The sequence below is a fragment of the Microbacterium sp. 67-17 genome, assembly GCF_001898325.1.
GTDB classification, from domain to species: Bacteria; Actinomycetota; Actinomycetes; order Actinomycetales; family Microbacteriaceae; genus Microbacterium; species Microbacterium schleiferi.
This window is the reverse complement of record NZ_MKTR01000007.1, coordinates 100,978-114,649: the sequence shown is the minus strand read 5'-3', so window position 1 is coordinate 114,649 and position 13,672 is coordinate 100,978. Positions and strand designations below refer to the sequence as shown.

General features: G+C 66.6%; 13 protein-coding genes and 1 tRNA gene. 8 read left to right on the top strand and 6 right to left on the bottom strand.

Annotated features, from left to right (window positions below; translation table 11 throughout):
* Positions 1 to 37: 37 nt before the first annotated feature.
* From BGO47_RS03365 to BGO47_RS03355, 3 genes are all read right to left on the bottom strand, one after another.
* Positions 38 to 1,564 (bottom strand): trypsin-like peptidase domain-containing protein, encoded by a 1,527-nt coding sequence (locus BGO47_RS03365; protein WP_292708562.1) that lies wholly within the window; start codon positions 1,562 to 1,564, stop codon positions 38 to 40.
* A 120-nt stretch (positions 1,565 to 1,684) separates the two neighbouring features.
* A complete protein-coding gene (locus BGO47_RS03360) occupies positions 1,685 to 2,494 on the bottom strand; it encodes a carbon-nitrogen hydrolase family protein (RefSeq protein ID WP_292708676.1) in 810 nt (269 codons plus the stop codon).
* Between the two features lie 5 nt (positions 2,495 to 2,499).
* On the bottom strand, positions 2,500 to 3,027 hold the full coding sequence (locus tag BGO47_RS03355; RefSeq protein ID WP_292708674.1) for a DUF6328 family protein: 528 nt from the start codon (positions 3,025 to 3,027) through the stop codon (positions 2,500 to 2,502).
* Positions 3,028 to 3,134: 107 nt separating this feature from the next.
* Between BGO47_RS03355 and BGO47_RS03350 the strand changes: the two genes are divergently transcribed.
* Positions 3,135 to 3,211, top strand: a tRNA-Met gene (locus BGO47_RS03350).
* A gap of 67 nt (positions 3,212 to 3,278) precedes the next feature.
* Here the strand turns inward: BGO47_RS03350 and BGO47_RS03345 are convergent.
* Positions 3,279 to 3,749, bottom strand: coding sequence for a MarR family transcriptional regulator (locus tag BGO47_RS03345; RefSeq protein WP_292708560.1), 471 nt, complete (start codon positions 3,747 to 3,749; stop codon positions 3,279 to 3,281).
* 80 nt (positions 3,750 to 3,829) lie between these two features.
* On the opposite strand from BGO47_RS03345, the gene idi reads away from it, so the two are divergent.
* Genes idi through BGO47_RS03310 form a run of 7 tightly spaced genes read left to right on the top strand, consistent with a single transcriptional unit; the run spans position 3,830 to position 9,530 of the window.
* Positions 3,830 to 4,381, top strand: a complete 552-nt coding sequence (gene idi / locus BGO47_RS03340) for an isopentenyl-diphosphate Delta-isomerase (protein ID WP_292708558.1) — start codon at positions 3,830 to 3,832, stop codon at positions 4,379 to 4,381.
* On the top strand, positions 4,378 to 5,433 hold the full coding sequence (locus BGO47_RS03335) for a polyprenyl synthetase family protein (protein WP_292708556.1): 1,056 nt from the start codon (positions 4,378 to 4,380) through the stop codon (positions 5,431 to 5,433). Before idi ends, BGO47_RS03335 begins: the two co-directional genes overlap by 4 nt.
* Positions 5,430 to 6,299, top strand: coding sequence for a squalene/phytoene synthase family protein (locus BGO47_RS03330; protein ID WP_292708554.1), 870 nt, complete (start codon positions 5,430 to 5,432; stop codon positions 6,297 to 6,299). The genes BGO47_RS03335 and BGO47_RS03330 overlap by 4 nt, the downstream gene beginning before the upstream one ends.
* A gap of 59 nt (positions 6,300 to 6,358) precedes the next feature.
* Positions 6,359 to 7,972, top strand: a complete 1,614-nt coding sequence (crtI, locus tag BGO47_RS03325; protein WP_292708552.1) for a phytoene desaturase family protein — start codon at positions 6,359 to 6,361, stop codon at positions 7,970 to 7,972.
* Position 7,973: 1 nt separating this feature from the next.
* Positions 7,974 to 8,327: a lycopene cyclase domain-containing protein gene (locus tag BGO47_RS03320; protein WP_292708550.1), complete on the top strand. Its 354-nt coding sequence runs from the start codon at positions 7,974 to 7,976 to the stop codon at positions 8,325 to 8,327.
* Positions 8,324 to 8,647 (top strand): lycopene cyclase domain-containing protein, encoded by a 324-nt coding sequence (locus BGO47_RS03315; RefSeq protein WP_292708548.1) that lies wholly within the window; start codon positions 8,324 to 8,326, stop codon positions 8,645 to 8,647. Before BGO47_RS03320 ends, BGO47_RS03315 begins: the two co-directional genes overlap by 4 nt.
* Positions 8,634 to 9,530 (top strand): prenyltransferase, encoded by an 897-nt coding sequence (locus BGO47_RS03310; RefSeq protein ID WP_292708546.1) that lies wholly within the window; start codon positions 8,634 to 8,636, stop codon positions 9,528 to 9,530. Before BGO47_RS03315 ends, BGO47_RS03310 begins: the two co-directional genes overlap by 14 nt.
* A gap of 6 nt (positions 9,531 to 9,536) precedes the next feature.
* On the opposite strand, the gene BGO47_RS03305 is transcribed toward BGO47_RS03310, so the two are convergent.
* Both BGO47_RS03305 and BGO47_RS03300 read right to left on the bottom strand, forming a co-directional pair.
* Positions 9,537 to 12,449 carry a UPF0182 family protein gene (locus BGO47_RS03305; protein WP_292708544.1) on the bottom strand — a complete coding sequence of 971 codons (2,913 nt, stop codon included), beginning with the start codon at positions 12,447 to 12,449 and terminating at the stop codon, positions 9,537 to 9,539.
* Between the two features lie 92 nt (positions 12,450 to 12,541).
* On the bottom strand, positions 12,542 to 13,660 hold the full coding sequence (locus BGO47_RS03300) for a S16 family serine protease (RefSeq protein ID WP_292708542.1): 1,119 nt from the start codon (positions 13,658 to 13,660) through the stop codon (positions 12,542 to 12,544).
* Positions 13,661 to 13,672 lie beyond the last annotated feature (12 nt).

Here is a 13,672-nt window from a genome sequence, read left to right as displayed (position 1 = left end):
TCGGTCGGGTCTGTGGAGATCGAACCTCAGGCCGCGATCACGAGCCGAGCTGTCCGAGCGTCACGTCGACCGTGCGGGTCTGACCATCGCGGACGAAGGTCACGGTCGCATCGCTTCCGGCCGCGGCCGCCCGCACCTGGGCCGTCAGATCGGTCGCGTCCGAGATCGGCACGCCGTTGAAGCCCGTCACGATGTCGCCAGCCTGCAGGCCGCCGCGCTGGGCAGCACCGCCGTCGGTGACCTCGGCGATGTATGCACCGGTGATCGTCGAATCGGCGATAGCCGCCGCGTTCTGCACGCTCGCGCCGAGCAATCCGTGCGTCGCCGAACCGGTGTCGATGATCTCCTGCGTCACACGCTCGACGACGTTCGAGGGGATCGAGAAGCCGACGCCGATGGAGCCCGACTGGCCAGAGGATCCGCCCGCAGAGGCGATGGCGACGTTGATGCCGATGAGCTTGCCGTCGGAGTCCACCAGTGCACCACCCGAGTTACCCGGGTTGATGGCGGCATCCGTCTGGATCACCGCGATCGAGATCGTCTCGCTCGACCCGGTGCTGCCCTGGTTACCCTGACCGAAGTCGAAGTAGAACGGACCTTCGCCACCCTGATCCTCGGAGTTGGGGTCGCTCTGCTCGGTGTCGGGTGCAGCAGACGAGGAGATCTGGATCGATCGGTTGAGTGCGCTCACGATACCCGTGGTCACCGTGTTCGCGAGCCCGAGGGGCGCACCAATGGCGACAGCCTGGTCACCGACATTCAGATCCGACGAGTCCGCGAACTCGATGGGCGTCAGGTCTTCGGCACCGACGAGCTTGATCACGGCGAGGTCGTAGGTGGGGTCGGTGCCGACGACATCAGCATCGTAGACCCGCCCATCTGAGGTGGTGACCCGGACCGTCGCTTCGCCGGTCGCACCGTCGAGGGTGACGACATGCGTGTTCGTCACGACGTAGCCATCGGAGGTCAGGATGACGCCAGAACCTGTTCCCCCGCCGCTGGAGGAGGTTGCCTCGATTGTCACCACGCTCGGAAGCACCTTGGTCGCGATCCCCGTCGTCTGCGTCACAGAGGACGTGTCGTTGACCGTGACACTCGCGGGTCCGGATGCCGTCGTCACGGTGTCGGGGGCGAACAACGCGGCCCCGGCGTAGGCACCGCCAAGGCCGGCGGCGCCGCCCACGAGTGCTGCGGCGATGATGATCCCGGCAACCGTCCCGGCGCCGACCTTGGCGCGGGGCGCCGCCGTCGTGGTGGGAGCGAAGGCGTACTGCGGGGCAGTACCCGGCGCGGTGAAAGGCGCCTGCGCGTAGGGAGACTGCGGGTGGTGGGTGCCAGCCGCGGGAGGAGCCCACATCGGTGACGCGCTCGCGGCAGGGGATGCTCCGGGGGCAGGCGGCAGCGGCTCGGTCGGCTGCGTTGACTCTGCCGGTACAGCGGCGTCGACCGCTACCGCGTCGGCGACCTGCGCGGAGGCGTCGGTGCCCTGTGTGGGGAGGTCAGCGCCCGCGGCGTCAGCGGGACGCTGCGAGTCGGCGGGGTCTGCGGTGTTCTCGGTGCTCATGGATGCTCCTTCCAAGCACCATCAACGGTGCCGCCGGATGCTGTGTGAATCCTATGGCTGAGTCGGGAGCGGACTATGCAGTCGTCATGCTCTCGTTCGGTGCCACACCTCCGACACCGGTCAGGCGCGCGGGATCACCTCGAAGCGACGCAGCCGGAGGGCCGGGTTGACGCGCCGGACGCGATCTACGGCATCCGGGTCCACGTAGCCGACCGCAACGTCGGTGCCGGTCCCGACCCCCGCGATCGCCACACCCTGGGGGTCAAGCAGGACCGAGGCCCCCACCCCGAGCGGTGGCGGGTGGTCTGCTGCTGCGACGAACACCGTGTTCTCGATCGCGCGGGCCGCGAGCAGCGTCTGCCACTGGAACTCCTTGAGCGGCCCCCGGACCCAGGCTGCGGGCACCACGATGCCCTCCACTCCGGCATCCGCGAGAGTCCGTGCGACCTCGGGGAAACGCAGGTCGTAGCACGTCATGAGACCCCAGCGCAGCCCGCCGACCTCGAAGGTCTGCGGTGGCGCGATCTCGCCCGCTTCCACCCAGTCCGACTCCCGGTGCCCGAACGCGTCGTAGAGATGGAGCTTGCGGTACACGGCGAGGACGCCGCCTGGACCAACGGCGACCACCGCGTTGCGCACCTTCCCGGGGTTGCTTGCCGTTTCGATCAGGCCCGCGACGATCACCGCGCCGGTGCGCTGAGCCGACTGGTGCAGTGCCGCAACGAACGGCCCGTCCACGTCCTGCGCGTGACGCGCGAGCGTCTGGTCGAACGGGTCCACGAAGTAGCTGGAGTACTCGGGGAACACCACGAGTTTCGCGCCGCGATCAGCTGCAACGTCTGCCATCCGATCGATCTGTTGCGCGTTGGCCACGCTGTCCGCAGACGGCGCGAACTGCGCGATCGCCACGGCGACCGCAGGTGCCGGCATCCGGGTCATGAGCGGTCCACCTTTCGGGAGTGATGCCTGCGCAGATACCCCGGCACGACGAGCCACAGGATGACGACAGCGGCGCCGAGGGAAGCAGCTGCGATCCACGCCGGGTCGAACCCCAGAACGACGTCGAAGACGAAAGCCACGACCCCGATCAGAAGGACACCCACCGTAGCCAGTGCACCAATGAGCGCTCGATGGCCGAAGAGCACGACGTCGGGCTTGGCGAGCCTGCGGAAGAGGCTGCGGTGCATCGCGACCGGCGCCAATGCGATGATCGCGCTCAGCGCCGCGAGCACGAGCAGAACGAGATAGAACGCTCGCTGCGGATCGGTGAGGTCGTCGAATGCCGGCTGGAACGCCACGGCGAGCAGAAACCCCGTGAGGATCTGGGTGCCGGTCTGGAGCACCCGCAACTCCTGCAGCACGTCATCCCAGTTGCGATCGGCGCGCTCGCTGGGCGTCTCGGCTCGCCCGTCCGGGCCGGCGTCGACGGCTGGCGCCGCCGGTATCTCGCCTCGGGATGCCATCATGTGGCCATCCTCCCCGGCGAGCGGGAGTCGAGGCAACCGGCGACCCCGGCTGGGTGTCCCGAGGTGCGAGGCTGCGGGAACCGTGCTAGAGTCGACCCTTGTGCCGCGGGGTGGAGCAGTTCGGTAGCTCGCTGGGCTCATAACCCAGAGGTCGTAGGTTCAAATCCTGCCCCCGCAACCAAGAGAAGGCCCCGGATCCACAAGATCCGGGGCCTTCCCCATTGCCTCAGCAGCGCACCGGGGTGAGCTCAGCTGGGATCGATCGCCTCACTCACGTCGGTCAAGTACCGCCCGATGAGCTTGAGCTCGTCTTCTGTGTATGGCTCGGTCACGCGACGCATCTGCTCGAGGTGCTCGGAGAAGTGCTTGAAAAAGGTCGCCCGCGAGTGCGCCGTCAACGTCAGGATGCGCGCCCGCCGATCCCGCGGATGCGGGTGTCGCTCGATATACCCGGAGCTCTCGAGCCGGTCCAGCAGCTTGGTCGTCGATGCCGTCGATATCCGCAGGTGCTTCGCGACCTCGTGCGGGCTTACGGTGTCGCCCCGCTGCTCTCGCACGATCATCATGCGCAGGGCCGCGAGATCCGTCGCGTTCATGTCCATGTCGTCTTTCATGCCGCCGTTCATGCGGTCCATGGCATCATTGAGCGCACGGATGCTTAGCAGAACGTCCAGCACAGCCTGCTGGTGTGGAGTCTGCGGAACCCACGGCGTGGTCATGATGGACACCCCTTTCAACTCCTTGTTATCATCAGACGGGAGATATCGCTAGCTAAACTAGCGATATAGGAGGAGGAACAATGACGGATGGCGACCATGTGGTCTTGCTGGACGACGACGGCAACCCGGTAGGCACCGCCCCGAAGAGCAGCGTGCATGGCACCGAAACCGCCCTCCATCTCGCTTTTTCGTGCCATGTCCTCAACGCCGATGGCCAGGTGCTCGTGACTCGCCGCGCACTCGACAAGAAGACCTGGCCAGGGGTGTGGACCAACTCGTTCTGCGGTCACCCCCGGCCTGCAGAGCCGCTGCTTTCTGCAGTGCAGCGTCGCGGCGAGTTCGAGCTCGGCATCCGTCTGACCGAGATTGAGCTGGCGCTTCCTCTCTTCCGCTACCGCGCCGTGGACGCGGGCGGAATCGTCGAGAACGAGATTTGCCCCGTCTACATTGCCCGCACCGACGATGAGGTGGCGCCGAACCCGCTCGAGGTCGCCGAAGCGCGCTGGGTGGATCCCGACGAGCTCGGCTCGTCGCTGATCACCACGCCCTGGGCCTTCAGCCCGTGGCTTGTCCTGCAGTCCCAGCAGCTCCGCCTCTTCGAATCACCGCAATTGCAGCGACGAGCGTCATGATTCCCGACGCCGCCCGAATAGCCGTCGACACCGCAATCAACGATGCCCTCGAGCGACTTGCCGCACGCGCAACGAAACACGGGGAGTCGATGTCGGCGCTCACCGCGGCGGTGAGCAGCGCGACAGCCGGGGGCAAGCGGCTACGCCCCCAGCTCGTCGTGGCGTCCTTTCTCGCGGTGGGCGGCGACCTGCAGCGCGTACCGAGCTTGCCCTCGGTGGCCGCAGCCTTCGAGCTGCTGCATAGCGCATTCGTGATCCACGACGACGTCATCGACCATGACGTCACCAGGCGGGGTGTACCCAACGTGGCCGGTCGATTCCGCATTCGAGCGAAGACGCAGGGCGCTGACGCGAAGGGCGCCGCGCTGCTCGGGGATGCTGCGGCGATCCTCGCCGGAGACCTGCTGCTTCATGAAGCAACCCGCATGGTGGCGTTGGCCGAGGTCCCCGACACACAACGTGCCCGCCTGCTTGACCTGCTCGACGACGCAGTCTTCGTCTCGGCAGCCGGCGAACTGGCCGACGTCGAGAACAGCGTGACCCCCGACCTCGCCGAACAGGCGGATATTCTCGCCGCCACCTACAACAAGACCGCCGTCTACTCGTTCACCGCACCCTTGTGCGCTGGGGCGATCCTCGCCGGCGCACCCTCGACCTGGATCGCGGACCTCGAACGCATCGGCGGCTCCCTGGGCCTGGCATTCCAGCTTGTGGACGATCTCATCGGCGCGTTCGGCACAGCAGAGCAAGCCGGCAAGGATGCCGGAAGCGACCTGCGCGAGTCCAAGCGAACGCCGCTCATTGCGCTTGCTCGCGAGAGCGCGCAGTGGCCGTTGGTCACCAGCACGCTTGCCGTTGCGCACACCGGTCCGATCGCGGTCCGGCATGCCCAGTCCGCGCTCGAAGCCAGCGGCGCCCGCGACCGGCTCCATCAACTCATCGCCGAGAACCTGTCGGATGTGCGCCGACGCGCCTCCCGTTCGACGCTCCCGCCCCGCGCGGTGACCTTGGCCGACACGCTCGCTGCGGCAGTGGAGGAGCGCATTCCGTGAGTCATCAGCCGACGGGCATCGCACTGTACGACACGGCGGCCGACGAGGCTGCGGCAGCCGTGATCGCCGCATACTCGACCTCGTTCGGCATGGCCACGCGCCTGCTCGGATCCCGAGCTCGCACGCACGTGCGCAACATCTACGCCCTCGTACGCGTCGCCGATGAGATCGTCGACGGTCCCGCCATCGAGGCGGGCCTGGATGCCACGCAAGCCGCCGCCCTCCTCGATGCGCTGCAGGAAGAGACGATGGCCGCGATCGACCGGCGTTTCAGCAGCAACCTTGTCGTGCACGCCTTCGCGCGGACTGCTCGCGAGTGCGTCATCGGCGCGGACCTCATCGACCCCTTCTTCGCATCGATGCGAACCGACCTGACCGTCGCCGCCCACGACGACGCCTCCCACGACTCCTACGTGTACGGATCGGCAGAGGTCGTCGGACTCATGTGTCTGCAGGTATTCGTCAATGCGGGCCAGCCCTCGCCATCCGGTCCCAGCCCCGAGCTCGTCGACGGCGCTCGGCGCTTGGGCGCAGCCTTCCAGGACGTCAATTTCCTGCGCGACCTCGACCATGACGAGGCGACGCTCGGACGCGATTACCTCGGCATCGCCACTGGCGATCATGACCGGGAAGCGATCCTCGACAGGATCGATGCCGACCTCGCCGCTGCCGCGGCGGTGATCCCCCAACTACCGGCTGACTGTCGGCGCGCCGTGATCGCGGCACACGACCTGTTCGCCGAGCTCTCGCGCCGATTGCGGGCCGACCCTGCGCCTGCCGTCAGGGTTCGCGTGCCCGATATCGTCAAGGCAGGGCTCATCGCCCGCGCCCTGGTGGGGGCCTCGCCACGCCGAACCGGCGCGTGAGTGCCGCGAGCGCCGATCACGTCCCCCAACATCCACCCGCCCAGGAATGAGGAGTCAGCATGAGCGAGACGGCTAGCGCCCACACCCCGGGGACACCGACTGACGCAGGCAGCGCGGTGGTCATCGGGGGCGGCATCGCGGGCCTGGCTACAGCAGCGCTCCTTGCACGCGAGGGCTGGTCGGTGAGCCTGTTCGAGGCTCGCGATGAGGTCGGAGGCCGCGCCGGCGTGTGGGAGGCCGACGGTTTCCGCTTCGACACCGGACCCAGCTGGTACCTCATGCCCGAGGTGTTCGACCACTTCTTCCGGCTGATGGGGACGAGGACCGCCGATCAGCTCGACCTTGTGCGGCTTGACCCCGCCTACCGCGTCTACAGTGAGCCGCCAGCGGGCACCGCGGGCGACCCGATCGACATCCGCTCAGGCCGGGAGCTTTCCACGCAGCTGTTCGAGAGCATCGAACCGGGAGCGGGCGCTGCCCTCGCCGAGTACCTCGACTCGGCAAAGGATGCCTACGACCTTGCGGTCACCCGGTTCCTCTACGACACGTACGAGACGACGGCGGGCCTTCGCGACCCCGCGCTGCTGCGGCGGGTGCCGCAGCTCGCGCCCCTCCTGACCACGACGCTCTCCCGTCACGTCGAGCGCCGCTTCAGCGATAAGCGCCTCCAGCAGGTCCTCGGCTACCCGGCTGTGTTCCTCGGCGGGTCTCCGTACGGCGTGCCGAGCCTCTACCACCTCATGAGCCATCTCGATCTTGCCGACGGCGTGCTGTACCCGCAGGGCGGGCTGTACGAAGTCATCCGTGCTGTGGAGCGCGTCGCGCGGGGGGCGGGCGTGTCGATCGAAACGGGCGCCGAGGTCACCTCGATCGTCACGACCCCCACGACCGGCGGGCGCGCGCAGGCGACGGGAATCACGCTCGCCGATGGGCGCCGGGTGGATGCCGACCTCGTCGTCTCGTCGGCAGATCTGCACTTCACGGAAACCCAGCTGCTTCCCGAGCCGCTACGCACCTACCCCGAGAAGTGGTGGGACAAGCGCACACCCAGTCCCGGTGCGCTGCTCCTGCTGCTGGGAGTCGAGGGCGAGCTGCCGCAGCTCACCCACCACACGCTGTTGTTCACCGAAGACTGGCGCTCGAACTTCGATGACATCTTCGGCGAGCACACCCGCATCCCAGACCCGGCATCGATCTATGTCTGCAAGCCCTCCGCCACCGACTCGACAGTCGCTCCCGCGGGCAGCGAGAACCTGTTCGTCCTGGTTCCCATCCCCGCGGATCCGAGTCTCGGCTACGGCGGTGTCGACCGCGGCGGCTCACCCCGCATCGAAGCAGCCGCCGATCGGGTGATCGCGCAGATCTCTCAGTGGTGCAACATCCCGGACCTTGCCGAGCGCGTCACCGTTCGGCGCACCATCGCACCCGGGGACTTCGAACACGACTTCCACGCCTGGCGCGGCAACGCGCTGGGCCTTGCCCATACGCTGCGCCAGAGCGCACTCTTCCGCCCGCGGAATGCATCCAAGAAGGTCGACTCCCTTGCGTACGCGGGGGCGTCGGCCCTGCCGGGAATCGGGCTGCCGATGTGCCTGATCTCGGCTGAGCTCGTCGTCAAGCGCCTCCGCGGCGACCGCTCGCCCGGGCCGATCGCCGAGCCGGCGGCCGTCTGAGATGCCGGGTCTGTATCTCCTGGCGATCCTGGTTTCCGCGGCGGGCATTGCGGTGATCGACGCGCGCTGGCGCTTGGCGGCCTTCGCGGCACCCGTCCGGACGCTGGCTGCCGTCGGGATCGGAGTGATGTTCTTCCTCGCGTGGGATGCCGTCGGCATCCTCACCCGCGCGTTCATCAAGGGGGACAGTGGCCTGTTCATCGGGATCGACCTCGCACCCGAGCTTCCCCTGGAAGAGCCCTTCTTCCTCGCGTTCCTGTGTTACCTGGGGCTCGTGATCTATGCCGGCGCGCTCCGCTACATCGACTCCCGCACCGCGCGGTCGAGCACAGACGGGGCGGTGAGTGGGCGATGACGTACGCGCTCATCATCATCCCGTTCGCGCTGTTCACTCTCGTCGTGACGCTGCTGTCGGCAACACAGCCGGGCATGAAACAGCGGATGCTGGCATCGACCATCAGCGCCGCGGTTCTTGTCATCCTCACCGCGATCTTCGACAACGTGATCATTTCCGCGGGGCTGGTCGCCTACCCGGAGGGCACCTCGAGCGGCATCCGAATCGGGGTGGCACCGATCGAGGACTTCTCGTATGCGATCTGCGCCGCCTACCTGGTTCCTGCCGTCTACGTCCTGCTACCGCAGGGTCGCACGGGGGTCGCACGTGGGCAGCGCTGAGTCGACGCTCGGGCCCGGGCGTGTGATCCGCGAGCTCTTCGTCTCGTCGCGGCCGGTGAGCTGGATCAACACGGCCTATCCCTTTGCTGCTGCCTACCTCCTGACGACCCGGCAGATCGACGCGACGTTCGTCATCGGCACCCTGTTCTTCCTCATCCCCTACAACCTCGCGATGTACGGGACCAACGACGTGTTCGACTACGAATCGGACCTCCGCAATCCCCGCAAGGGCGGCGCGCACGGCGCAGTCCTCGATCGGCGGATGCACCCCATCACCCTGTGGGCCGGTGGTCTGTCATGCGCCCCGTTCGTGATCTATCTGGCGATCGTCGGTTCACCGCTGTCGTGGCTCATCCTCGCGCTGAGTCTGTTCTTCGTGGTGTTCTACAGCGCCCCGCCGCTGCGCCTGAAAGAGCGAGCCTTCGCCGACTCGGTCACCAGCAGCATCCACTTCTTCTCCCCCGCCGTCTACGGTCTGGTGCTGGCCGGGGCGACCTGGACGTGGCAGCTCGGGCTCATCATCCTGGCTTTCGGTCTGTGGGGCGTTGCCTCGCACGCCTTCGGCGCGGTTCAGGATGTCGTTGCCGACCGGGAGGCTGGCATCTCGTCGATCGCCACGGCCCGCGGGGCGCGGTGGACGGTCCGGTTCGCCCTCGTCTGCTACGCCCTCTCCGGGCTCGTCGTGCTCGGCACGGCCTGGCCGGGCCCGCTCGCCGCGATCGCCGCGATCCCCTACCTCGTCGCGGTCTGGCCTTACAGATCGATCCGTGACGCCGACGCCGAACGTGCCACCATCGGCTGGCGCCGATTCCTCTGGATCAACCAGTTCGCCGGCTTCGTGGTGACGCTGCTGCTGATCTGGTGGTGGATCCTCACCGCCTGAGCCCGCCTACTGCGCGCCCAGGGCGATCAGCTGCTCCACCGCCGCCGTCAGTCTTGCGTCAGCCTCGGCGAAAGCCGTCAGATCACCGGCCTTCAGCGCCGCATCCCGGTCCAACATGGCCTGCTGAGCCTCCTGCAGCGCCACCTGGTACGCATCGGTGGGCTCGGTCGGCGTCGTCGTCTCCGACGGGGTCGGCGTGGGCGTCGGCTGCGTCGTCGCGCCCGGTGTGGGCGTCACGTCGCTGTCACCACCGGTGGCACCGGCGTCGCCACCGAACAGGGCATCGAGAGCTTCGGACAGGGTGTCTTCGAACGCGATGTCGTTGCCGAACGACACGAGCACCTTCTGCAGGGTCGGCAGCTTTGTCGCCCCCGATGACTGCACGAAGACCGGTTGCACATAGAGCAGCCCGCCACCGACCGGCAGGGTGAGTAGGTTGCCGTTCAGCACGTCCGACTGTCCCTGCTTCAGCAGGTTGATCTGCGACGAGATCAACGGGTCGGAGTTGAAGGTATTCTGCACCTGGCCGGGGCCTGGCACCGTGGTGTCCGCGGAGATGACGAGCATCCGCAGCTTGCCATAGTCATCCCGCAGGGTTCCCGCGTCGTCTCCGGCGTTCGAGTCCACCGCGAGGTAGCCCATGAGCACGTTTCGGGCGTTGCCAGCCTCGGCCGACGGAATGAATGTCGTGAACATCGAATACGACGGCGAGGTCTGACCCGGCATCTGCATCGACAGGTAGTACGGCGGCTGGAGCTCAGAGTCGTTCTGCGGGTCGTTCGGCGTCTCCCACGCGTTGTCGCGCTGGTAGAACGACTGCGCATCGCTCACGTGGTACACACCGAGGATCGCGCGCTGCACCTTGAACAGGTCGGTCGGGTACCGCACGTGGCTCATGAGGTCTGCCGACATCTCGGAGATCGGCTTGAGCGTCGAGGGGTAGACCTTCTGCCACGTCTGCAGCACCGGGTCCGTCTCATCCCACGCGTACAGGGTCACGGATCCGTCGTAGGCGTCGACGGTGGCCTTCACCGAGTTTCGGATGTAGTTGATGTTGTCCAGGCCGAAGCGCTGCTGCGTCGTGTTCGAATCCGAGATCGCCTCCTGCAGGCTCACCGTCGACGAGTACGGGTAGTTCGCGCTGCGGGTGTACCCGTCGATGATCCACACGATTCGACCGTCGACGACGCTCGGGTACGGATCGGAGTCCAGCTGCAGGTACGGCGCAACCTTCTGCACGCGCGTCGCGGGGTCCCTGTCGTAGAGGATCTGGGAGTCCTCGTTGATGTCGTCAGAGAAGAGGATCTGCTCGGACTGGAACTTCAGCGCGTAGATCAGACGGTTGAAGACGCTCCCGACGCTCGGGCCGCCGTCTCCTTCGAACGTCGTCTTGACGTCGCCAGAGCCTTCGGAGGAGCCGGTCGGGTAGTCAAGCTCGATAGGCGCTGTTCCCTCAGGTGCCCCGACGATCGAGTACTGGGGCGACATCTCACCGAAGTAGACGCGCGGCTCGAAGTCCTCCTGATCGGAGAGGAACCCCGAGGCGGGGATTCCGCGCTCGAGGAAGACCGGCTCGCCCTCGGTGGTGCGGTCGTTGCCCTTAGCGACCACGAGCCCGTAGCCGTGGGTGTAGATGAGGCTCGTGTTCTGCCAGGTCTGCGCCGCGGCATCCAGCTGGTTCACGTCGAGTTCGCGCACCGAGACGACGGTGTCCTGCGACTGGCCGTCGATCTCGTACCGGTCGACATCGAGCGGATTGTGGAACTGATAGTACGCACGGTACTGCTCGAGCTGCCGCACCGTCGGGGGGATGATCGTCGGGTCCATGATGCGGATCTGCGCTGTCGTTGCGGCATCCTCACGCAACTGCCCGGCCTCGGCATCGGTTGCTGCCGAGAACTCCATCTGCTCGAGATCGCTGACACCATAGGCGGCCTTCGTGGCGTCAATGTTGTACTGGTAGTACTGCGCCTCGTAGTTGATCTTGTTCGGGGTCACCTGGAACGTGTTGACCACCCAGGGGTAACCGATGCCGACCACGACTGTGGCGACCACGAGGACCGCGGTGGCAACCAGCGGGTACCGCCAGCGACCGATGATGGCCGTGACGAAGAAGAGAATCGCCACGACGATCGCGCTGATGGCGAGGATCGACAGACCCGGGATGACAGCGTTGACGCTCGTATAGGCCGGGCCGGTGATGCGGTCATCGTTCTGCACCATCAGCAGATAGCGATCCAGCCACAGGCTCACGCCCTGGACCAAGACGTAAAGCCCCGCGATCACGGCGATCTGAATACGAGCGGACTTCGAGATCCGCAGCTCACGCTGGCCCACCCGGACCGAGCCGTAAAGGTAGGACACGACGACGGTCACGAGCAGGCTCACCAGCAAGACCGCGGAGACGAAGCCGAGCAGCGCGCTGTAGAACGGCATCGCGAACATGTAGAAGCCGGTGTCGAGGTTGAAGATCGGGTCCGTGACATCGGTGGCAACGCCGTTGAGCCACAGCCAGGTGGTCTGCCACTGCGTGGATGCCGCGAATCCCGCGAAGAAGCCGAAGAAGACGGGGATACCCCACATCGCGAGGCGACGCAGTGGCTCGACCACCTCTTGGTAGCGATCCAACTGCGAACTCAGGCGGACGTAGACCGGTCGCAACCGATAGGCGAGCTGAATCGTGACCCAGACCGGAACTGCCATCCCGAGGAAGCCGATGACGAACATGATCACACGGGCTACCCACTGCGTGACCAGGACCTCCTGGAACCCGAGCTGGTCATACCAGAGCCAATCTGCGTACAGGCTCGCGAAGATGAAGAAGCCGACAACGAGCGCGGCGATGATCGCAAGGGAGATGGCGAGGATGCGGCGGGACGGCGAAGGCGTGGCCCTGTTCGGCGCTGAGGTCGTGGTCACCGTTTCATCCTAGGCGGCAGCTTCTGAGCGATCGCCGTACAGATGCCCTGACCCTGTTCGCTCTGAGCGACCTCGCCCGTTCGGCCCGGCACTCACTCGCAGGTCGGGAGTTGCGCCAGGTCTCCACCGGAACTGATCGTGTCGAGAACGCTCAGCGCGTCATCGAGAGTCTGAACCGAGAACACCTGCAGGTCGCCGGGAACCTCGCCCACGACCTCCGAGCAGTTGGCGGCGGGTGCGAGGAAGTAGTCGGCGTCAGCCCGGTATGCACCCCACATCTTCTGCTGGATGCCGCCGATCGGCCCCACGGTCCCGTCAGCGGTGATCGTTCCGGTACCCGCAACGTTCTGGCCGCCGTTGAGGTTCCCCGGGGTCAGTGTGTCCATGATCCCCAGCGCGAACATCATCCCCGCGCTCGGCCCGCCGACGTTGTTCAGCTGGATCGTGACGTCGATCGGGAAGTCGTAGTCGGTGATGAGCGTGATTCCGATGAGCCACATCGTCTGCCCGTCCACGGTGGTGGCAACCGGCGTGACCTCGACCGTCAGAGGCTCCCCGTCCCGCAGGATGTCGAAGCTCAACGGGGCCCCTCCGCCCTGTTGTACCTGCTCGCGCAAGGCCGATGCATCGGTCACCGGCTCGCCATCGGCGCGCAGCACGATGTCGCCTTCTTCCAGGATGCCGTTTGCTGCGGCATCCTCACCGACAGAGACCACCGAGACCTGCGTGCCGATGTCATAGCCGAGCTCGGTCAGGGCTGCAGCCGTGGCCTCCTCTTGGGAGTCGACCATGAGAGCGGCTGACTGCTCGCTGCGCTGTTCGCTGGTTTGCCCCTCGGGGAAGACCGAGTCGATCGGGACGACGGCGCGAGACGGGTCGAACCAGGCGACCGCGAGGTCGAACCACGACGGCGGACGCTCGCGGCTTCCCGCGATCTGGACGGTCAGGAGGTCCAGGGCGCCGGAAGTCGGGTAGGTCTCGGCTCCCGAGACCTCGATGAGCGGAACCTCATCACCGTCGCTCGTGGTGACGGTGCCGAGCGTGTTGTAGACCGGGCCGGGAAGCTCGATGACGTATGCGGTGGGTAGGAATGACATCGCCAGCAAGGCCAGCAGCGCGACCACGAGCGCCCACAGTCCCACGCGCGTGCGGCGATTGATGGGCGCCCGCCGCGCAGGCGTCACCGATACGTTCTCGTCGAACAGCGCCACGTCATCCTCTCG